Origin of the sequence: Nonomuraea sp. MG754425, from assembly GCF_021699195.1 — a bacterium.
Taxonomy (GTDB): Bacteria; Actinomycetota; Actinomycetes; order Streptosporangiales; family Streptosporangiaceae; genus Nonomuraea.
Genome location: NZ_SSXE01000041.1, coordinates 20,255 through 40,710 on the forward strand (window position 1 = coordinate 20,255; position 20,456 = coordinate 40,710).

At 73.1% G+C, this 20,456-nt stretch carries 15 protein-coding genes and 1 pseudogene; 7 read left to right on the forward strand and 9 right to left on the reverse strand.

What is annotated here, in order from left to right; translation table 11 throughout:
* Positions 1-84: 84 nt before the first annotated feature.
* The 4 genes from FAF44_RS16610 to FAF44_RS16625 are packed head-to-tail and all read right to left on the reverse strand — an operon-like array spanning position 85 to position 7,590.
* Positions 85-954, reverse strand: a complete 870-nt coding sequence (locus FAF44_RS16610) for a phytanoyl-CoA dioxygenase family protein (RefSeq protein ID WP_237104067.1) — start codon at positions 952-954, stop codon at positions 85-87.
* Positions 951-2,315: a condensation domain-containing protein gene (locus FAF44_RS16615; RefSeq protein ID WP_237104068.1), complete on the reverse strand. Its 1,365-nt coding sequence runs from the start codon at positions 2,313-2,315 to the stop codon at positions 951-953. The genes FAF44_RS16610 and FAF44_RS16615 overlap by 4 nt, the downstream gene beginning before the upstream one ends.
* Positions 2,316-2,325: 10 nt before the next feature.
* Positions 2,326-3,993, reverse strand: coding sequence for a tyrosine 2,3-aminomutase (cmdF, locus tag FAF44_RS16620; RefSeq protein WP_237104069.1), 1,668 nt, complete (start codon positions 3,991-3,993; stop codon positions 2,326-2,328).
* Positions 3,994-3,996: 3 nt separating this feature from the next.
* The gene (locus tag FAF44_RS16625) at positions 3,997-7,590 is read right to left on the reverse strand and encodes an AMP-binding protein (RefSeq protein ID WP_308193331.1); all 3,594 of its coding nucleotides are present in this window, start codon (positions 7,588-7,590) and stop codon (positions 3,997-3,999) included.
* Between FAF44_RS16625 and FAF44_RS16630 the strand changes: the two genes are divergently transcribed.
* Positions 7,544-8,809 carry a cytochrome P450 gene (locus FAF44_RS16630; protein WP_237104071.1) on the forward strand — a complete coding sequence of 422 codons (1,266 nt, stop codon included), beginning with the start codon at positions 7,544-7,546 and terminating at the stop codon, positions 8,807-8,809. The genes FAF44_RS16625 and FAF44_RS16630 overlap by 47 nt on opposite strands.
* A 122-nt stretch (positions 8,810-8,931) precedes the next feature.
* Here the strand turns inward: FAF44_RS16630 and FAF44_RS16635 are convergent, their stop codons facing one another.
* From FAF44_RS16635 to FAF44_RS16650, 4 genes are all read right to left on the reverse strand, one after another.
* Positions 8,932-9,795, reverse strand: coding sequence for an LLM class F420-dependent oxidoreductase (locus FAF44_RS16635; protein WP_237104072.1), 864 nt, complete (start codon positions 9,793-9,795; stop codon positions 8,932-8,934).
* A gap of 18 nt (positions 9,796-9,813) precedes the next feature.
* The gene (locus tag FAF44_RS16640) at positions 9,814-11,079 is read right to left on the reverse strand and encodes an acyltransferase (RefSeq protein WP_237104073.1); all 1,266 of its coding nucleotides are present in this window, start codon (positions 11,077-11,079) and stop codon (positions 9,814-9,816) included.
* A 118-nt stretch (positions 11,080-11,197) separates the two neighbouring features.
* Entirely contained in the window at positions 11,198-12,727 is a 1,530-nt protein-coding gene (locus FAF44_RS16645; RefSeq protein WP_237104074.1) for an FAD-binding oxidoreductase, read from the reverse strand.
* Positions 12,728-12,741: 14 nt separating this feature from the next.
* Positions 12,742-13,962, reverse strand: coding sequence for a GNAT family N-acetyltransferase (locus FAF44_RS16650; RefSeq protein WP_237104075.1), 1,221 nt, complete (start codon positions 13,960-13,962; stop codon positions 12,742-12,744).
* Between the two features lie 137 nt (positions 13,963-14,099).
* Here FAF44_RS16650 and FAF44_RS16655 point away from each other — a divergent pair, with 137 nt between their 5' ends.
* The gene (locus FAF44_RS16655) at positions 14,100-14,888 is read left to right on the forward strand and encodes an arylamine N-acetyltransferase (RefSeq protein WP_237104076.1); all 789 of its coding nucleotides are present in this window, start codon (positions 14,100-14,102) and stop codon (positions 14,886-14,888) included.
* A 55-nt stretch (positions 14,889-14,943) separates the two neighbouring features.
* On the opposite strand, the gene FAF44_RS16660 is transcribed toward FAF44_RS16655, so the two are convergent.
* Positions 14,944-16,470 (reverse strand): benzoate-CoA ligase family protein, encoded by a 1,527-nt coding sequence (locus tag FAF44_RS16660; protein ID WP_237104077.1) that lies wholly within the window; start codon positions 16,468-16,470, stop codon positions 14,944-14,946.
* Between the two features lie 233 nt (positions 16,471-16,703).
* On the opposite strand from FAF44_RS16660, the pseudogene paaA reads away from it, so the two are divergent.
* From paaA to FAF44_RS16685, 5 genes and pseudogenes are all read left to right on the forward strand, one after another.
* Positions 16,704-17,618 (forward strand): annotated as a pseudogene (paaA, locus tag FAF44_RS16665) (1,2-phenylacetyl-CoA epoxidase subunit PaaA); the annotation flags it as partial.
* A gap of 177 nt (positions 17,619-17,795) precedes the next feature.
* Positions 17,796-18,062 (forward strand): 1,2-phenylacetyl-CoA epoxidase subunit PaaB, encoded by a 267-nt coding sequence (paaB, locus tag FAF44_RS16670; protein WP_237104105.1) that lies wholly within the window; start codon positions 17,796-17,798, stop codon positions 18,060-18,062.
* Positions 18,059-18,760, forward strand: coding sequence for a 1,2-phenylacetyl-CoA epoxidase subunit PaaC (paaC, locus tag FAF44_RS16675; RefSeq protein WP_237104078.1), 702 nt, complete (start codon positions 18,059-18,061; stop codon positions 18,758-18,760). The genes paaB and paaC overlap by 4 nt, the downstream gene beginning before the upstream one ends.
* Complete coding sequence (gene paaD, locus FAF44_RS16680) at positions 18,757-19,338, forward strand: 1,2-phenylacetyl-CoA epoxidase subunit PaaD (protein ID WP_237104079.1); 582 nt, start codon at positions 18,757-18,759, stop codon at positions 19,336-19,338. The genes paaC and paaD overlap by 4 nt, the downstream gene beginning before the upstream one ends.
* Entirely contained in the window at positions 19,338-20,444 is a 1,107-nt protein-coding gene (locus FAF44_RS16685) for a 2Fe-2S iron-sulfur cluster-binding protein (RefSeq protein ID WP_237104080.1), read from the forward strand. Before paaD ends, FAF44_RS16685 begins: the two co-directional genes overlap by 1 nt.
* Positions 20,445-20,456 lie beyond the last annotated feature (12 nt).

Below are 20,456 nucleotides of genomic sequence, written 5' to 3' on the forward strand. Positions count from 1 at the left end.
GAACCAGGCCGGACCCGGCCGCCGGACAACGCGGAGATCGCGATGACCGGCGGCCGGGCCCGGATCAGGGAGCCGCGCGCCCGCTCAGCGGGTCACCAGGCCCGCCTCGCGGATGGTCGCGTCGTCGGCCAGCACGATGTCGGGGTCGTTCATCTCGACCCAGCCCAGGCCGGGCGGGCAGCGGTCGTAGCCGAGCAGCCGCCGCACCTCCTCCGGATAGGCCAGCACCTTCTCCTTGGGGACGGCGAGGTACTGGTTCTCCTCCTGGCGCAGGTTGCCCAGGTCGAGCGCGATCGTCAGGCCGGTGCGCGGCCGGTCGGTGTCGTTGCTGCCGCCGCCGTGGTAGACGCCGCCCACCCAGATGAGCCCGCCGCCCGGCGGCAGCTCGGTCGGGATGGCCTCGGCGGACTTCGGGGCGCGCTCGTCGTCCCAGTGGTGGCTGCCCGGGATGACCAGCGTGCCGCCGTTGGCGGCGGTGAACTCGCTCATCGCCAGCATGAGCTGCACCCGCGTCGTCGGCCCCGGGTGCGGGCGCAGGTGCAGGGCGTCGTCGCGGTGCAGGGGCATCTTGCCCTGCCCCTTGTGGATCTGGATGAGCTGCGTGGTGCTGACCTGGATGCTGGGCACCATCTCCTGGCGCGCGCGGCCGATCCACATCGTGACCGGCTTCTGCATCAGCGCCCGGGCCGCGCCCAGGTACAGCGGGTGCGTGACGACCGGCGTCAACCGGGACGTGCGCGCGAACAGGGACGACACCCGCCGCGTGCGCAGGCCGTCGTACCAGTTTCCGGAGAAGTCGCCGGACTCCAGGCAGGGGCCGAGGTCGGCCCACAGCCCGGCGAGGACGTCCGCGCCCACGAGGTCCTCCACGATCGCCGCGCCGTCCCGCTCGAGGACCGCCACGAGGTCGTCGAGCGCGGCGCCGGACGTCAACCGGGTCAGGCCCGCCATCATAGATCGCCTTTCTCTCGTGCGTTCAGCGGAGCGTCCGGGCGCAGCAGCGTCTCCCGCAGCGACCGCAGGAACCGCGCCACCATGTCCTTGACCGTCGTCTCCTCGAAGAGGTTCGTGTTGAACCACAGGCTGCACACCATGTCCCCGGCCGGGTCGATGTCCAGCGTCCACAGTGCGCCGTCGGGGATGTCGGTGGTGACCGGCTGCGAGATCAGGCGGCGCCGGATGTCCGCGTACGTCAGGTCGCCGACCTGCTCGCCGTCCAGTGTGAAGGGGAACTGGAAGACCTGGAACGACACCACGCAGGTGTCGTCGCCGGCGAACGAGGCGGTGACGTCCGGCGCCTGCTCGACGATCTGCGGGAACGGGATGTCGTGCCGGTAGGCGCGCACGCACGACAGCCGCGTGCGCGCGATCACCTCGCGGAACGTGCCGCAGCCGGTCAGGTCGGTCCTGATCGGCAGCAGGTTGAAGAACGAGCCGATCGTGTTCTGGAAGCGCGCCAGGCCCCGTCCCGAGGAGAACGTGGTCGCCGTGATGTCCGTCGCGCCGGTGGAGCGGCTCAGGAACACCTTGTACGCGGCCAGCATCACCATGAACGGCGAGCTGCGGGTCTGCGCGGCCAGGCTCAGCGCCGCGCTCGTCAGCTCCGCGTCCACGAGGAAACGGTGGGCGGCCGTGCACTTGGGCCGCTCCTCCGAGCGCCGGTGGTCGGTCCTGGTGGGGATCACCTGGGCGTCGCGCAGCGTCTCACGCCAGTACGCCCGCGCCCGCTCCGCCTCCGGCAGCGCCGGGCGCTCGCGGTCCCACAGCGCGTACGCCCGGTACTGCTGCGGCTGGGCCGGCGCGGGCAGGTCGAGGCCGCGCCGCCTGGCGTACAGCACCGACAGTTCCCTGATCAGCAGCTTCATCGACCATTCGTCCACCGCCGTGTGGTGCGCGATGAGCGCCAGCACCGAGTCCCGCTCGTCGAAGCGGGCCAGCACCGCCCGCACCAGCGGCAGCTCGTCGATGCCGTAGCGGCCCTGTTCGAGCTCGATGAGCAGCTCCTCGGCCCGCCGGGCCCGCTCCTGCGGCCCCGCGTCGAGGTCGCGCACCGTGAGCCGGACCGGCGTCGGGGCGAGCACCCGCTGGTGCCGCTCGCCCTCCCGCCGGACGATCTCGGTGCGCAGCGCCTCGTGCCGGACCACCAGCTCGTCCAGCGCCTCCTGGAGCGCGCCGGCGTCCACCTCCCCGGTGAGCCGCCACCCGCACACGATGTTGTACGTCGGACCGAACGGCCCCTCCGCGTCGCCCTTGTCGAACAGGCACAGGAAGTCCTGGTTGAACGAGAGCGGGATGGCCTCGCCCACGACCGTCATGATCGCCTCCCTACCGCAGCTCGACGCCGGTCTGCTGGACGGCGTCCGCCAGCTCGCCGCGCGACAGGGCCGCCGCCACGAGCTCGATGTCGTCGGCCATGTACCGGTCGCAGGCGAGCGCGGGCACCAGCGAGCGCACCGTCTCGTACGCCTGCCGGCTCGCCCGGCCGAGCCGGTCGCGCCGCCCCGACAGGTCCACCGCCTGCGCGGCGGCCAGGCACTCGACGGCGAGGATGCGGCAGTTGTTCTCCAGCACCCGGCGCGCGTTGCGGGTGGCGATCAGGCCCATGCTGACGACGTCCTGGTTGTCGCCGTTGGACGGCACGCTCTGCGTGCTGGCCGGCGCGATCGTCCGGTTCTCGGCCACCAGCGCCGTCGCCGGGTACTGCGCGCCCGCGAACCCGCTGTTGAGCCCCGGGTCGCCCGCGACGAGGAACTCCGGCAGGCCGTTGTTCAGGTAGCGGTTCAGCAGCCGGTTGGTGCGGCGCTCGGACATGACGCCGAGCTGGGTCAGCGCGATGGTGAGGTAGTCCATCACGAACGCGACCGGCTGGCCGTGGAAGTTCGCGCCGTGGAAGATCTCCTTGCCGGCGAAGACCAGCGGGTTGTCGTTGGAGGAGTTGAGTTCGATCTCCAGCGTCTCCGTCGCGTGGTAGGCGGCCTGCCGCACCGCGCCGACCACCTGCGGGATCGCCCGCAGCGTGTACGCCTTCTGCAGGTAGACCTCGGTCCGCTGGACGCCCTCGCCCTCGCCGGCGTCGCGCTTGGCGGACCGGCCGCGTGGCTCCCGGCGTTTGAGCACGTCGAGCCGGTGCGGGTCGGCCTTGAGCGCCCGCCGCAGCTCGCTGTGCTCCACCGTCAGCTCGCTGCCCTCCATCAGCGCCCGCAGGTTCGCGGCGCAGTCGATCTGCCCGCGGTGCGGCCGGGCCAGGTCGTGGCCCTCGGCCATGAAGGGGCTGGTGGAGGCGAGCAGCGCCTCGCACACCAGGGCCGTGACGATCTCGGCCTGCCGGATCTGCTCCATCGCCCGCCCGGCCACCAGGCTGCCGACCCCGGTCATCGCCGAGGTCCCGTTGATCATGGCCAGGCCCTCCTTGAACCGCAGGCTCAGCGGTTCGATGCCCAGCTCGCGCAGCACCGGGCCGGTCTCGACGGGGTGGCCGTCGCGCAGCACGTACCCCTCGCCGATGAGGGTGGCCGCGACGTGCGCGAGCGGGGCCAGGTCGCCGCTCGCGCCCAGCGAGCCGATCTGCGGGATGGCGGGCGTGACACCGAGGTTGAGGTAGAGCGCGAGCCGTTCGATCAGCTCGGGACGGACCGCCGAGTAGCCCTTGGCCAGGCAGTTGAGCCGGGCCGCGAGCACGGCCCTGGCCTCGTCCTCGGCGAAGACCGGCCCGACGCCGGCGCAGTGGCTGCGGACCAGGTTCGTCTGCAGCTCCACCTCCTTCGCCGGGTCCACCAGCATGTAGATCATCTCGCCGTAGCCGGTGGTGACGCCGTAGACGGGGATGCCGTCCCGGATGGTCTCCTCGAAGAGCTGCCGGGTGGCCGCCGCCTTCGCCAGCGCCACCGGCGTGACGTTGCAGGTGGCGCCGTTCTCGGCGACGAGCCGCACGGTCTCGACACTCAGGCTCTCGCCATCGAAGTCGACCGTGGTATCCGTTTCGACCAGAGTCATTTCTCACCCCGCCATGCGTTGGGTTGCGGCTTGTGTGGGCACTGCTTGGCGCTCCTCCGCGTCGCGGAGCAGCACCCGGGCTTCGACGAGGCCCGCCAGGCCGGCCGGCGTCGGGTTGCTGAGGAACTGCCACAGCGACACCTCGACGCCGAGGCGCTTGCGGACCCGGTCGAGCAGGCGCGTCGCGAGCATGGAATGGCCGCCCGCGGCGAAGAACGTGTCGTCGGGCCCGGCGACGTCGGCCCCCAGCAGTTCCCGCCAGATGTCGGCGACCTCCTGCTCGATCCTGCTGCCGGCCGTGCGGGCCGGCGTCACTCCCGAGCCGGCCAGGGCGCGCCGGTCGATCTTGCCGCCCACGTTCCTGGGCAGCGCGGTCACGGTTCTGATGGAGACGGGCGGGACGCCCTTGCCGAAGCGGCGGCGCAGCCCGGCGCGCAACTCGTCGGCGGAGAAGCCGCGCATCGGGTGCGGCACCACGTAGGCGAGCAGGCGGCGCACCAGGTGGTCCGGGCCCGCCGCCGCCACGACCGCGCACTCGGCCACCGACTCGTGGGCGGACAGTTCGGCCTCCACCTCGGCGAGGTCCAGCCGGCTGCCGTTGAACTTGATCTGGCCGTCCACCCGGCCGCGGAACTCCAGCAGCCCGTCCCAGCGCAGCCGGCCGAGGTCGCCGGTGTGGTAGAACCGGCCGCCCGGCGCGCCGAACAGCTCCAGCCCGCGCACGGGCCGGAAGACCTGCCCGGCCTCGGCCCCGGCGTCGATGTAGCCGAGGGCCACGTACGGGCTGCGCACCACGATGTGCCCCGTGACGCCCGCCGGGCAGGGCCGGTCCAGGTCGTCGAGCACCAGCACGTGGCGGCCGGGGATGGAGGTGCCGATGGGCACGGTCCCCTCCGCGCTCCCGTCGCCGGTGACCTCGTGCCAGGTGGCCAGGATCGTCTCCGTCGCCCCGTACAGGTTGAGCAGCCGGACGCCGGGCAGCGTCGCGCGCAGGCGGCCGGCCAGCTCGCCCGGCAGCGCCTCCCCGGCCAGCAGCACGTGCCCGAGCCCGGTCAGCTCGTCCGCGAGCCCCAGGCCGGTGACCGCTTCGAGCAGTCGCCTGGCGAAGCTCGGCACCGTCTGGAAGTGCGTGATCCGCTCCTCGGCCAGCCAGCGGGCCAGCTTCTCCGGGTTGGCCCTGATCCGGTCGGGCACCGGGCAGAGCGTCGCTCCCGAGGTGAGGGCCGCGAAGATCTCGACCAGGCCGGCGTCGTAGCCTGGCGCGGCCCACTGGGCCAGCCGCGCTCCCGGGCCCAGGCGGGTCTCGGCGGCCAGCCAGGTGGTGAACTGGGCGAGCGCGCCGTGCGTCTGCACGATGCCCTTCGGCCGGCCCGTCGAGCCCGAGGTGTAGGTGACGTAGGCCCGCTCGGCCAGCCCGGCCGCGCACACGGCCTCCTCCGGCGCGGTCGTGCGGGCCTGCTCTTCCGGTTCGGTCGTGCGGGACCGGTCCTGGGGGTCGGGGGGTTCGGGCGCGGCTCCGGCCGTTCCGGTGGCGGCCGTCATGTCGAGGACGAGGCCGTCCAGCTCGCGGGCGTACCAGCCGGCCAGGTCGTCCCCGGCCGGGTCGCCGTCCAGCAGCAGGCGGGCCGGGCGGAGACCGGCGAGCATCGAGCGGGCGCGCTCGCCCGTGTCGCCCGTGGGCAGGCAGACGACGTGCGCGCCCGCGTCGAGCACGCCCAGCAGCGCCGTCGCCAGGCCGGGCCCCGAGGCCATCCGCACCACCACCGGCAGGCCCTCGACCTCGCCCCCGGCCCGCAGCGCCGCGGTGACCCGCGCGGCCCGCTGCTCCAGCTCCCGGTAGGAGACGCCCGTCCCGTCCCAGCTCAGCGCCGCCGACTCCGGCCCGCGCGCGGCGGCCTCGTGGACCAGCCGGGGCGCGGAGCGCGTGGCGGGCAGCACCGAGGTCAGGTCGGCCGCGCGCACGGCGGCGCCGATGCCGCGCAGGTCGTCGAGGGGCAGCGCGTCCACCCGCAGTCCGGGCTCGCGCAGCGCGGCCGTGAGCAGCGTGCGAAGCTGCTCCAGGATCCGCACGCCCGTGCCCGGCTCGAACAGGCTCGACCGGTAGGAGAGCGTCCCGGCGACCGAGGGGAAGACGGCGTCCACGGAGAGGGTCAGGTCGGCCGTCACGGCCCCGCTGCGCACCGGCAGCGGGGTGACGGCCAGGCCGGGCAGCCGCAGCTCGGCGCGGGCGGAGTCGCGGTAGACGAACATCGCGTCGCACAGCGGCGTCCGGCGCGGATCGCGGTCGATCTTCAACGCGCGGACGAGCCGGTCGAAGGGCACCTCGCGCCGCTCGTACGCGCCCTCGGCCGTCCGCGCCACCCTGCCCAGCAGTTCCCTGAACGTGGGCCGGCCGGTGAAGTCGGCACACAGCACCAGCGTGTTGCGGAACGACCCGACCAGGTCGGCGAACATGCCCGCGGGCCGCAGCCCGACCGGGACCCCGACCGCCACCCGCGCCTCCCCGCTGTGCCGGTGCAGCAGCGTCTGGAAGGCGGCCAGCAGGATGACGAACGGCGGGACGCCCTCCGCCCACGACAGCGCGGTCAGCGCCGCGGCGACGTCGTCGCCCCAGTCGTACGGCGCCGCCCCACCCAGGAACGACGGCCCGTCGGGACGGCTGCGGTCGGCCGCCGGCGACAACGACCCGGGCAGCGGGCGCAACGTGGCCAGCCACTGGTCGAGCAGCCGGTTGAAGTCCGGCGTGGAAGCCTGGTCGCGCTGCCACTGGGCGAAGTCGGCGTACCGGACGGGCGTGCCCGACCCGCCGCCGCCGTAGGCGTCGGACAGCTCCTCGACGAGCTGGTCCATGGACTGTTCGTCCAGCACGGCCTCGTGGGCCAGGATGAGCACGACGTGCTCGTCCGGCCCTGCCTCCGCGCTGAACAGCCGGGTGAGTGGGCCCGCGCCCAGGTCGAACGGCGTGGCAGCCAGCCGTTCGAGGGGAAGGGGAAGGTCCCGGACCGGGCCCAGGTCGGTGAACGAGCGCTCCTCGTCCCAGTCGGCCGCGATCTGCTGGACCGGCAGGCCGTCCGCTTCGACGAGCGTGGTGCGCAGGATCTCGTGCCGTCGTACGGTGGCCCGCCACGCCCGCCCGAGCGCGGCGACGTCCAGCCCGCCGCGCACCCGGTACGCCCGGCACACGTTGTGCGCCGGCGACTCGGGCACCAGCTTCTGGAGGAACCACAATTCGTCTTGGATAGATGAGGTCACGATTCGTCGGAATCCGCGCTCATCAAAAGTCTCAGTCAAGGCTGACACCTTGTCTCCGGACGTGCGCCCGCGGCTGTTCAACATCGCAATCCACTGTTCGAAATTCTGGCTGGGCCGGACCGGGTCCGCATCTTTTGACGTGCGGCCCGCCGGGAATTTCCGCCAGAATGCGGACCGTGCCCGGACGGCGCCGGAACTGTCGATTGCCGTCGTGTTCCGCCGTACACTGCGAAAATCCGGTGGGCTGCCCCGGTATTCGTTTCGCAGCCTCACCACGCGATGATTCCGGGAGAAATCGATGGAGAAAAGCTGTCCCTTCGCCCTCGACCCCACCGGCCGAGACATCCACGCCGAGGCGGCCCGGTTGCGCCGGCTCGGACCGACCCGGGTGGAGCTGCCCGGTGGCGTGGCCGTCTGGTCGATCAACAGCCACCGGCAGGCCAAGCAGCTCCTGACGGACCCGCGCGTCACCAAGAGCGCGCGCAAGCACTGGCCGGCCTTCGGCAACGGTGAGATCCGTCCCGACTGGGAGCTGATCAGCTGGGTGGCCATGGACAACATCGCCACCGCCGCCGGCCGCGACCACATGCGCCTGCGCCGGCTGGTCGGCAAGGCGTTCACGCCCCGGCGCGTCGAGGCGATCCGGCCGCGCGTCGTCGAGCTGACCGAGGAGCTCGTCAACGGGCTGGCCGCCACCCCGCCCGGCGCGGTGGCCGACCTGAAGACGCAGTTCGCCAACCCGCTGCCGGCCCGGCTGGTCGCCGACCTCATCGGCATGCCGGAGGCGGCGCGCGCGGCCACCGGCAAGGTCATCGACATGATGGTGGACACCACCGTCACGCCGGAGACGGCCCGCTCCATCCTGGAGGGCTGGCGCGGCGCGATGGAGGAGCTCATCGCCGCCAAGCGCCGCACCCCGGGCGAGGACATCACCAGCGACCTCATCGCCGCCCGCGACGAGGACGGCTCCCGGCTGAGCGAGTCGGAGCTGACCGACACCATCTTCGCCATCCTCGGCGCGGGCTCCGAGACCACGATCAACTTCATCGACAACGCCCTGACGGCGCTGCTGTCCGACCCCGCCCAGCGCGAGCTGGTCACCTCCGGCGCGGCCACCTGGGAGCAGGTCATCGAGGAGACGCTGCGCGTGCACTCCCCGCTCGCGCACCTGCCCATGCGGTACGCGGTCGAGGACATCGAGGTCGGCGGCGTCACCATCCCCAAGGGCGACCCGCTCATCATCAACTACGCCGCCCTGGGCCGCGACCCCGAGCTGCACGGCGCGGACGCCGACCGCTTCGACCTCACCAGGGCCGACAAGGAGCACATCTCCTTCGGCTTCGGCCCGCACTACTGCCTGGGCGCCGGGGTGGCGCGGCTGATGGCCACCGTCAGCCTCTCGACCCTGCTGGCCCGCTTCCCCGACATGCGGCTGGCGGTGCCGGCGGAGGAGCTGGTGCCGCTGCCCACGTTCATCATGAACGGCCACCGCAACCTGCCGGTCGTCCTGGAGCCCGTCGCGGCCGGGCTGCGGCCCGTCACGGCGGGCGCGGCGTCGGCCTGACCCTTGTGAGGTGAGCGCCCCGCGGCTCGCGGGGCGCTCACTCATGCGGGGGCGACGGCGCAGGCGGGGCATGACGAGAGCCGTGGCCCGCGCCATCGCGGGCCACGGCTCAGGTCACCTGCTCAGGTCACCGCGGGCAGCACCTTGCCGGCGATGAGCTCGACGTCACGCACGGGATCAGGCCCCATGAGGATCCCTATGACGGTCTCGACGCCCTGCTCGCCGATCCCGAGCAACGTCTCGGCCAGCTCACCGCACCCGGCACCGTCCGGCCCCACCTCGAACGGCAGGACGCACGTCTTCTCGATCGAGTCGTAGTCGCGTCCCTCGCGCTCGCAGTGCTGCCGCAGCAGCTCCAGCTTGGCCCCGAGGTCGGGGCCCGGGTAGAGGTTGCAGGCGTCGGCGTGCCGGGCGACCAGCCGCAGGGTGCGCTCGCCGCCGCCGCCGATCATAATGGGCGGGTGCGGCGCGGTCAGGTTCGCCGGCGCGCCGACCGGCCGTTCCAGCCGGTAGTGCCGGCCCTCGAACGGGCTCGGCCGCTCCCCCCACATCAGGTGGCAGATCCGGACCGTCTCCTCCAGCATCTCGAAGCGCTGCGACAGGCTGGGGTAGGGCAGTCCGAGGCCGTGGGCCTCCTCCTCGTACCAGCCGACCCCGACGCCGAGCATGGCCCGCCCGCCGGACAGCACGTCCAGGCTGGTGACGAGCTTGGCGAGCAGGGCGGGGTGGCGCAGGTGCACCCCCGCGACCACCGGCCCCAGCACGCAGCGCCGGGTGTGCGCGGCGATCACGGCCAGCGCCGTGAAGCACTCCAGCATCGGCTCACCGGGGCCCCCGGCGTGGGGGCCCTGCCACAGGTGGTCGCCGACCCCGATGAGGGCGAAGCCGGCGTCGTCGGCTGTCCGTGCGACCGTGGCCAGCGTCTCGCCCATGCGGGCGGGGCCGCCGTCCCAGCTATAGCCGCCGATCTCCAGGCCGATCTTCACGATGGTCTCCGTTCCGGCTCAGCGCACCAGCACCGGCGTGCTCGGCTCCTTGGACGCCTTGCCGAGCTTGTTCCTGAGCGTCAGTGCGGGCTTCTCGACGAGGTAGTACGCCGCCACGGCGGTGAGGAAGCTGCTGCCCATCACCTGGAGCAGGAGCAACGGGAAACTCTCGGCGCCGAACAGGGACCCGTTCCAGATATAGATGAACGGGATGTGCCACAGGAACATGCTGTACGACACCCGCCCGACGTACTGGAGCGGGCCGAACGTCAGCAGCCCCGAGAGCACCTTCGACCGCATGCCCGGCACGGTCAGCGGCGCCAGGAGCAGCCCCGTGATCAGCAGGTCGATCGGCTGGTCGAACAGCAGCACCGAGGTGGGCGGGTAGTCGACCGTGCCCTGCCCGCCGGCCGGCGAGAAGCAGAACAGCAGGATGACGATCCCGGCGACCGCCCAGGTGGCGCCCGGGTGCCGGGCGATCCACCGGTACGGGCCGATCAGCCGGTCCGGCCGGATCTCCGCGGCGACCGACAGCACGGCCAGCCCCATCCCGATCGACAGGTAACCGAACCAGCCGGGCGGCCAGTTGCCCTGCACCGGGTACGGGCCGAGTTCGGGCAGGTGGCTGTAGGCGGAGTAGGCGTACCCGATGAGGATCACCACGAACAGCGCGGCCAGCAGCCGGCGCGCCTTGGCCACCGGGTCGGCGACGCTCCGGGTCATCCGGTGGCCCGCCCACGCCATGATCGGCAGGGCCACGTAGAACGCGATCTCGGTCGCCATGCTCCACGTGGACTCCAGGCCCGGCGTGATGTCGCCGGCCACGTACACGTGCTGCATGATGACGACGCGGAACACCTGCCAGAAGCCGGTGACCTTGTCGCCGCCGATCAGGATGAGCGTGCCCACCACGACCAGCCAGAACGCGGGGAAGATGCGCAGGAAGCGGCGCCAGGCGTACGCCTTGAGGTTGGGCCTGGCCGCCCCGGCCAGCGTCACCAGCACGAACGGCCGGTAGAGCAGGAAGCCGGACAGCGCGAACAGGATGGGCAGCGACTCGCGGGTGACGCGTTCGAGCAGGATCGCGCCGAAGCCGTCGCCCGGCCGCCCGTCCACGCCGAGCAGCCCGCCGGTGAACGCCGAATGCACGGTGATCACCGCCAGCACCGCCAGCGCGCGAATTCCCTGCAGTTCCGGGAAATACTGCCGCTTGAGCCCGCCGGACGGCCCGGGGTCACCCTGCCGGGTGCCCGCCCCCGAGCCGTCGACGATATTCGTTGTCATGACCACTCCTTCTGGAGCCGAACGATTGCCACCAGCTTGGTTTCGGCCCCCGGAAAAGCACATCTTCGTCATTGCGGAGTTATTCGGGTGGCATTCCCGGGTGCCTGCCGGGGTTCATTCAGAGGCGTTGTTCCGGCGGTTCGACGGAAAGCGCGTGGCGGAACACGCCGCGCGGGTCGTAGCGGCCTTTCACCTGGCGCAGCCGCGGATAGTTGTCCTTGTAGTAGAGGGTGTGCCAGGGGACGCCCGAGGTGTTCCACGCGGGGTCGGCCAGGTCCGCGTCGGGATAGTTGATGTACGACCCGTCGCTCACCTCGCCCGGCACGGGCACGCCGCCGGTCTCGGCGTAGACGTCGCGGTAGAAGGCGCGCAGCCGGGCGATCCGGGTCTCGTCCTCGTCCTCGCCGCCCCACACCGACAGGTAGACGGCCTTGAGCACGCTGTCGCGCTGGGCCACGGCCGTGGCGTGCGGGGCGACCGTGTTCACCTGCCCGCCGTAGCCGATGACGATGAGCGCCGGCACGTAGTCCTGCGTGCTGAGGTAGCTGTAGATGGTGGCGATCTGCTGGTCGGTGTACCCCTTGCGGAGATAACCCGCCTTGATCTTCAGGCGGCGGGTGAACTCGTTGCCGGGGTCGCCGTGCCCGGGGTAGGACGCCCCGTACAACCACGGCTGGGTCTGCTGGCCCCGGTGCGCGGGCGCCACCTCCACGCCCTCGGCGATCGTGTCCAGGTAGGAGGTCAGCAGCTCCTCCGCGCCGGGCACCTCGTCGTCGATCGAGCCGCCGACCATCACGTGCGCGGTGCGGCCCAGGCCCTCGAAGAAGCCGAACAGGTTCGCCCGCGGCGAGCCCGGCACGCTGTTGCGCTCGTACCAGGTGCCGAAGTTGCGCAGGATGGTGGCGAAGGCCCGCTCGGTCATCGACTCCCACGACCACATCAGGTGCCCGGAACGCCAGCGGCCCGGGGCCTTCGGCAGCAGTTCCTCGGGGTCGGAGGAGAGCACGCCGGGGCTGCGCACCCAGTAGCGGGTCACGACGCCGAAGTTGCCCCCGCCGCCGCCGGTGTGCGCCCACCACAGGTCGTGGTGCGGGTCGGCGGGGTCGTCGGTGGCGACCACGGCCGTGACCGTGCCGTCCGCGCCGACCACCACCACCTCCACGGCGTGCAGGTAGTCGACGATGGCGCCGTACCTGCGTGACAGCGGGCCGTACCCGCCGCCCACCATGTGGCCGCCGAAGCCCACCTCGGTGCACTCGCCGCCGGGCACGGTCACGCCCCAGCCCTTGAACAGGGCGCGGTAGACCTGGCCCAGCGTCGCGCCCGGCTCGATCATGAACGCCCGCCGCTCCGGGTCGAAGCCGACGGCGGTCATCTCGGACATGTCCAGCAGAACCTGCACGTCGGGGGAGGCGGTGAAGTTCTCGAAGCAGTGCCCGCCGCTGCGCGCGCTCACCCGCCTGCCCGCACGTACCGCGTCGTCCACCGCGGCCACCACCTGGGCGGTCGTGCTCACCACGCGCACGTAGTCGGGACGGCCCGCGAACCGGTGGTTCATGCCGCGCAGCATGCTGGCGTAGCGCGGGTCGCCGGGCGTGATGACGGTCGCGGGCAGCGCCGCCGCTGGACGGGAATCGACGGTGGTCACAGGGGCTCCCCGGCTCAGAAGATCTCGAAGGCGGACGGCGGCCGGTGCCAGCCGAACGCGGTCGTGGCCGCCGCCAGCGAGCCCGGCGTCAGCTCCGTCACCAGCCCGGCCCCGGCCAGCGCGGTCAGCGACGCGCCTCCCAGGTAGGCGGCCCCGAGCGCGCGGATGTCGCAGCGCAGGTCGGCGTCGTCGTCAGTGGCCACGCAGGTGGCCGAGCCGGGCGCGCCCGTCAGCCGCCAGCGGCCCGTGTTGCCGGGCAGCACCGCGTCCCGCACCTCGATCACCACGTCCACGGGGGCGGCGTAGCGGCGCGCGGCCAGCGCCTGCGGCACGTTCAGCACCCGCACCCACAGCCCGTCGCTCACCGTCGCCGACAGCTTGCGCGGCTCGCCCACCCAGTAGAACAGCGGCTCGTCCACCGAGCACGACCAGATGCGCGTCGTCCTGGTCAGGTCGATCGTGGTGAGGAAGCGCCACAGCTCCGCGTACGCCTCGGCGGTCGTCGCCACCAGCTCCTCCACGCGCACCTCGCCGACGGGGCCGGTGTCGGTCCAGTCGCCGGTGGCCCGCCACAGCGCGTAGCCGTCGATGCCCTGCTCGCCCTCGTGCGTGATCGCGCGCAGCGCCGTCGCGCCGCCGCGCATGTGCGGCAGATCGGCCAGGCGGTAGTCCCAGTGCGCGGACGTCCGCTCCGACCAGCCCGGACGCTGCGCGTACGCCTCGTCGTAGGTCTTGACCAGCACGTCCCTCAGCTCCTCGGGGGAGCCGTCGGCCAGCACGCCCGCGCCGGACGTGACCGGCACGCCGGCCTCGCGCGTGTCGAGGGCCAGCCCGACCCTGCGGACCGCCAGGGCGTAGCCGTACCGCTGGTAGATGCGGCCCTCGCTGGCCCAGCAGACGCTGATGGACTCGCCCAGCTCCCGCGCGTCCGCCATGTGGCGGTGCAGCAGCCTGGTCAGCAGGCCCTGCCGCCGGGCCGTGGCCGCGACCGCGCCGCGACCGCTGTGCGCGGCGTCGATGACGCCGCCGGGGATCGCGATCCGGCGGGTGACCGCGCCGATCGTGGCGACGATCCGCCCGTCGCGCCGGGCCACGAGCGTGCGGTCCGGCTCGAAGAGCTGCCGGTCGGCGGCGGAGCCGGCCGGATTCGGGTCGAAGTTCAGTGCCGCGGAGAACATCTCGTGGATCTCGTCCCAGTCGTCCGCGCTCGCGCTCTCCAGGGTGATGTCACCCATGTGCCTCGCCTCCCGGTTCGGTACGGGCCCATCCATCGTCACCGCGACCGCCCCCGTGCGCTTCTCCCGCGTTGCGGAGCCCCGGTGCGCAAGGCAGAGGAAGCGCCCCGGTGCCCGCGCCCCCGACCCTGGGTCCTGTGACGACTCCGCTGACCGATGAGGTCGTTGACGCCTACCTGGCACGCATCGGGGCCGCCCGGCCGGCCCGGCCCACCGCCGACGCCCTGGCCGACCTCCAGGAGCGGCACGTGCTGTCGGTGCCGTACGAGAACATCGACTTCCACCTGCGCAGGCCCCAGCGGATCGGCGCCGGGGCACTCGACAAGATCGTCAACCGGCGGCGCGGCGGCACCTGCTTCGAGCTCAACGGGGCGCTGGCCGAGGTGCTGCGCGCCCTGGGCTTCGCGGTGGACGTGCTGGCGGCCCGCATGTCCGACGACGGCGTGCTCGGCCCCGTGCTCGGCCACATGGTGCTGCGGGTCGGCACCGCCGACGCGTCCGGCCCCTGGCTCGTGGACGTCGGCTACGGACGGGGTTCCCGCCGCCCGCTGGCCCTCACCTCACGGCAGCCGCAGCGGGACCCGCAGGGCACCTTCCTGCTCGCCGAGGCGCCGCTGGGCGACCTCGACCTGTTCCGCGACGGGACCCGCCAGTACCGGATGGAGACCCGGCCGCGCCTGATCGACGACTTCGAGCACATGTGGTGGTGGTACTGCAACGCCGCCGACGCGCCCACCATCACGCAGTTGTACTGCACGCTGCCGACGCGGGCCGGCCGGGTCACGCTCTACGGCGACCGGCTGGTGCTGCGCGAGAACGGGACCCGGACCACGATCGTGTACGACGGCGACGAGGAACTGCGCGAGGCCTACCGCACCTGGTTCGGCCTGGAGCTGGACGACCTGCCGCGCTCACCGGGCAGGTAACCGGCGCCGCGCACCCGCACAGGGTGCGCGGCGGTTCGGCCCGCCCGGCGCGCCTTCACTGCGTGCGCAGGGCCAGGCGGTTGAGCTTGCCGGAGGCGGTCTCGGGCAGATCGTCCACGAAGACCACGCTGCGCGGGCACTTGTGCGGCGCGAGCCGCTCGCGGACGAACTCCCGCACCTGGGCCGCGCTCAGCTCGCCGCTCGCCACCACGTACGCCCGCGGCAGCGTCAGCCCGTCCACCTCGTAACCCACGACAGCGCACTCCACCACCAGCGGGTGCGCGCGCAGGCAGTTCTCGACCTCGGCGGGGGCGACCCAACGGCCGCCCACCCGCAACATGTCATCGACCCTGCCCTTGTAGTAGTAGAAACCCTCGTCGTCCCTGGAGAACAGGTCGCCGGAGCGCACGGTGTGCTCGGCCACGAACACCTCGCCCGACTTCTCCGGCGCCTGCCAGTAACCCAGCGCGGCCGTCTCGCCGGTGATCTGCAGCCGGCCCACCTCGCCGTCGGGCACCGGCACGCCGTCGGCGTCCACCACCCGCACGTCGTAGCCGGGCACCACCTGGCCCAGCGTGCCCATCCGGGACGCGCCCGGCCGGTTGCACACGTAGCCGTGGAACATCTCCGACGAGCCGATGCCGTCGATGACCTCGACCCCGAACGTCTCCAGCCACCTGCGGTGCAGCTCCAGCGGCAGCGCCTCCCCGGCCGAGACGCACACCCGCAACGAGCTCAGGTCGTACGAGCCCGCGTCCGGATGGGCGACCATGGCGCTCATCATGGTCGGCACGTTGATCAGGATCGTCGGCCGGTGCTCGGCGATCAGCCGGAACATCGTCTCCGGCGTGCTGCGCTCGGCGAACACCACGCCCTTGGCGCCGACGCCGAAGGGGAACAGCGCGGTCATGTTGTTGGCGTAGCCGAAGAACAGCTTGGGCACCGGCAGCACCACGTCGTCGGGCCGCAGCCCCATCACGCCCTTGGCGAACCACTCGAAGGCCAGCAGCGCGCTGCGCGCCGGCAGCACGCACGCCTTGGGGTCGCCCGTGCTGCCCGTCGTGAAGCGCCACATCGCCACGTCGTGCGGGCTCGTGCGGGCCGCGGCCAGCGTGTCGGGCTGCTCGGCGACCAGCGTCCCGAAGCAGTGCTCGCCCGGCCGCAGCTCCTCCGGGCGCACGCCCACGACCAGCAGGTTCGACACCCCGGCGGCCCGCAGGGGGTCCAGGGTGAGCCGGTCGGCCACCACGAGCGCGGGCTCGGCGTAGTCGGCGAAGTAGCGGTAGTCCTTGGGACGCAGGTAGGTGTAGACCTCGGCGGTGACGGCGCCGATCTTCTGCACGCCGTACCAGGTCGCGACCGACTCCACGCCGTCGCCCAGCGCCAGCAGGACGCGGTCGCCGCGGCGCACGCCCAGGCTCGTGAGCAGGTTGCCCACCCGGTTGGCCAGCGCTTTCAGCTCACCGTACGTCGTGCGGCCCGCGCCGGTGAGCAGCGCGGTGCGCCCGTCGTCGTTGCGGTCCAGAAAGTACGCGGCGATGTTGAATTCCCCGGGAAGGTCGGCGTACCGAAACAGGCCCATGTCTCCTCCGTTTGTGGCGCGCGCCACGACCGACACTTCCACACGGCCCCCGTCCGGCCATCTCCGAGATTGCGCCCCCCTCCGCAATTCCCGAGATGCGGCGCGCGGCCGCCCGCACGACGCTGGAGCGCGAGGAGGTCATCGTGGAGGTGTTGCCGCCGCCGGGAACCGAGCGGTTACTCGAGGAGATCGACGCCGCGGACCAGGGACCGTTCGCGGGGGAGCGGCCCCCGATCACGGACGCGGACGGGCCCGCCGGCTTCGAGGCGCTGATCGAGGCGGACTCGAAGATCGAGCCGCTGGACTGGATGCCCGATCCCTACCGCCAGAGCCTGATCAGGCAGATCGCCCAGCACGCCCACTCCGAGATCATGGGCATGCAGCCCGAGGCCAACTGGATCGCCCGCGCGCCCAGCCTGGAGCGCAAGACGATCCTCATCGCCAAGGTGCAGGACGAGGCGGGCCACGGGCTCTACCTCTACGCCACGGCCGAGACGCTGGGCGTGAGCAGGGACGCGCTCCTGGACGCGCTGCACGCCGGCCGCCAGAAGTACCTGTCCTTCATCAACTACCCGACCCTGACGTGGGCGGACGTCGGCGCGCTCGCGTGGCTGACCGACGGCGCGGCCGTGGTGAACCAGGTGTCGCTCTGCCGCACCTCCTACGGCCCGTACGCGCGGGCGCTCGTGCGCGTCTGCCGGGAGGAGTCCTTCCACCACCGGCAGGGCTTCGACCTGCTGCACACGATGTCGCACGGCACCCCGGAGCAGCGGCGGATGGTGCAGGCCGCCGTGGACCGCTGGTGGTACCCGGCGCTGGCCATGTTCGGGCCGGCCGACTCCCGGTCGGTGCACTCGGCGCGGTCGCTGGCCTGGCGGATCAAACGGGCCGGCAACGACGAGCTACGCCAGCGCTTCGTCGACATGTGCGTGCCCCAGGCGGAGGCGCTCGGCGTCACCCTGCCCGACCCGGCGCTGCGCTGGAACCCCGGCCGGGGCGCCCACGACTTCACGCCGCCCGACTACGACGAGCTGATGCGGGTGGTCGCCGGGCACGGGCCGTGCAACCGGCAGCGGCTGGCCTTCCGGCGGCGGGTGCACGAGGAGGGCGCCTGGGTCCGCGAGGCCGCCGCGGCCTACGCCGCCAAACACGCCGCCGGCCCCGACACCGGCCCTGCCGTCGGATCCGCGGCCGGACCTGACGCCGGATCCGCCGTCGATCATGCCGTTGGACCTGTGGCCGGACCCGCTCCCGCTGTGGCGCCTGGCGAGGACGCCGTTCGGCCGGGTGGCGGCGGGCCGGCCGGGGACGAGGCGGGCTGGGCGTTGTGGGAGGTGTTCGTGCGGGCCCGCCGCGGCGTCAGCCACGTGCACGCCGGCAGCGTGCACGCGGTGGACGCCGGGATGGCGCTGCGCAACGCCCGCGACCTGTTCACCCGCCGCGGCGAGGGCGTGTCGGTGTGGGCGGTGCCGTCGGCCGGCATCGCCGCCTCCAGCCCGGACGAGAAGGACGCGCTCTTCGCCCCGGCCGACGCCAAGCCGTACCGGCACCCGTCCTTCTTCGAGCCGCCCGAGGGGGTCGACAACCTGTGACGTCACCGCTGTTCGAGGAGGTTCTGGCGCTCGGCGACGACGCGCTCGTCGCCGCGCAGCGCATGGCCGAGTGGTGCGCCCGCGCCCCCGAGCTGGAGGAGGACGTGGCGCTGGCCAACATCGCGCTCGACCTGCTCGGCCAGGCCAGGGCGCTGCTGTCGTACGCGGGGGAGCTGGAGGGGCTCGGCCGGGACGAGGACGAGCTGGCGTACCTGCGGGACGAGCACGAGTTCCGCAACGTCCAGCTCGTGGAGCTGGACAACGGCGACTTCGCCGTCACCATGGCCAAGCTGCTGTGCTTCGGCACCCACCAGCACCTGCTGCAGACCGACCTGGCCGCCGGCGGTTCCCGGCTCGCGCAGATCGCCGCCAAGGCGGTCAAGGAGACGGCCTACCACGCCGGCCACGCCGCCCGCTGGACCGTACTGCTCGGCGACGGCACCGCCGAGTCCCACCGCAGGATGCAGGAGGCGATCGATCACGTGTGGCCCTACACCCACGAGCTGTTCGAGGGCTCCGACCGGCGCGGCCGCTGGCTCGCCCGGGTCGAGCCCGTGCTGGAGGAGGCGGGACTGAACCGCCCCGAAGACGGCTGGGCCCCGACGGGCGGCCGGCACGGCGTGCACACCGAGGCGCTCGGCCGGATGCTCGCGGAGATGCAGTCGCTGCGCCGCGCCCACCCCGGAGCGACCTGGTGACCGCCCCCCTGACCGGCGCCACGGTCGAGCCGATCATCGAACCCATGCCCGAGCCGCTGTCCGGGCCGCTGGACGCGCCGACTGCCGGGCCGGTGGATGGGCGGGCGGATGAGCGGGTGGATGGGCGGGTGCGGGAGGCCGTCGCCGCGGTGCGGGACCCGGAACTCCGGGTGCTCACCATCGAGGAACTGGGAGTCCTGCGCGAGGTGCTCGTCGAGGACGGCCGGGTGGTCGTCACGGTCACGCCCACCTACCTCGGCTGCCCCGCCATGGAGGTGATCAAGTCCGACATCGTGTCGGCCGCCCGCGCCGCCGGCGGTCGCGACGTCGAGGTCCTCGTCACCTACAGCCCGCCGTGGACCACCGACTGGATCGGCGAGGAGGCCCGCGCCAAACTCGGCGCCGCCGGAGTGGCCCCGCCCGGCGGCGGGCCGGTGCCGCTCACCCTGTCGGTCCGCTGCCCGCACTGCGGCTCACCCGACACCGCCCAGATCGCCAGGTACGGCGCCACGCTCTGCCGCGCCCTGTGGCGCTGCACCCGCTGCCGCCAGCCCTTCGAACACCTCCGGGACCACTGATGACGGCCACCGCGCCCACCCGCGCCAGGCTGCGCTTCCACCCCCTGACCGTGGCCGGCGTACGCACCGTGGCGCCGGACGGCAGCGCGGTGGCCATCACCCTGGACGTCCCCGGCGAACTGCGTGAGGAGTTCGCCTTCCGGCCGGGCCAGCACGTCACCGTGCGCGCCACGCCCGCCGGCGGCCGGGGCGCGGTGCGGCGCGCGTACTCGCTCTGCTCCACCCCCGCCGACCTGGCCGGGCAGGGCACGCTCACGATCGGCGTCCGCCTGGTGCCGGGTGGCGCGTTCTCCTCCCACGCCCACCGCGCGCTGCGCCAGGACGACGTCCTCGACGTCCTGCCCCCGGTCGGCTCGTTCTCGACGGACCTCGACCCCGCCCGCGCCCGCCGCTACGGCGCGATCGCCGGCGGCTCCGGCATCACGCCGGTGCTCTCGCTGGCCCGCGCCGCCCTGGCCGCCGAGCCCCGCAGCACCTTCACCCTCGTGTACGCCAACCGCGGCGTGGACTCGATGATGTTCGCCGAGGAGCTGTCGGACCTCAAGAACCGGCACGTCGGCAGGCTGCAACTGGTGCACGCCTTCTCCAGGGAGGACCCCCGCCTGGGCCTGCCAGGAGGCCGCCTGGACGCCGCCGCCCTCACCAGCCTGATCGGCACGCTCCTGCCCCCCGCCGCCCCGGCGGGCGAGTGGTTCGTGTGCGGCCCGCCCGGCCTGGTGCGCGCGGGCGAGCAGGCGCTGGCCGGCCGGGAGGCGGTCGTGCGTACCGAGCTCTTCCACACCGGCGCCCCCGCGCCGCCGCCACCGCCCCTGCCCGCCGACGGGCGCGAACGCCGCCTGGAGGTCGTCATGGACGGCCGCACCACCACGGTCAACGTACGGGACGGCCAGTCGTTGCTGGACGCCGCGCTGGCGGCCCGCCCCGAGCTGCCGTACTCGTGCCGGAACGGGGTGTGCGCCACCTGCCGCGCGCTCGTGACCGGCGGCCGGGCGCGCACGTCGGGCGATCGGGCGCTGAGCCCGCGCGAGCAGGCCGCCGGATACGTGCTGACCTGCCGCGCCACCCCCGTCACCGACCACGTGAAGGTCGATTTCGACGCCGTCTGAGCATCAGGAGCG

What these genes read in the sequence shown, in the direction of transcription:
- FAF44_RS16685 (WP_237104080.1), top strand. Translation starts at nt 19,338, where the DNA reads ATGACGGCCACCGCGCCCACCCGCGCCAGGCTGCGCTTCCACCCCCTG.
- FAF44_RS16630 (WP_237104071.1), top strand. Translation starts at nt 7,544, where the DNA reads ATGGAGAAAAGCTGTCCCTTCGCCCTCGACCCCACCGGCCGAGACATC.
- FAF44_RS16625 (WP_308193331.1), bottom strand. Translation starts at nt 7,590, where the DNA reads ATGTCTCGGCCGGTGGGGTCGAGGGCGAAGGGACAGCTTTTCTCCATC.
- cmdF (WP_237104069.1), bottom strand. Translation starts at nt 3,993, where the DNA reads ATGACTCTGGTCGAAACGGATACCACGGTCGACTTCGATGGCGAGAGC.
- FAF44_RS16640 (WP_237104073.1), bottom strand. Translation starts at nt 11,079, where the DNA reads ATGACAACGAATATCGTCGACGGCTCGGGGGCGGGCACCCGGCAGGGT.
- FAF44_RS16615 (WP_237104068.1), bottom strand. Translation starts at nt 2,315, where the DNA reads ATGACGGTCGTGGGCGAGGCCATCCCGCTCTCGTTCAACCAGGACTTC.
- FAF44_RS16610 (WP_237104067.1), bottom strand. Translation starts at nt 954, where the DNA reads ATGATGGCGGGCCTGACCCGGTTGACGTCCGGCGCCGCGCTCGACGAC.
- FAF44_RS16650 (WP_237104075.1), bottom strand. Translation starts at nt 13,962, where the DNA reads ATGGGTGACATCACCCTGGAGAGCGCGAGCGCGGACGACTGGGACGAG.
- FAF44_RS16660 (WP_237104077.1), bottom strand. Translation starts at nt 16,470, where the DNA reads ATGGGCCTGTTTCGGTACGCCGACCTTCCCGGGGAATTCAACATCGCC.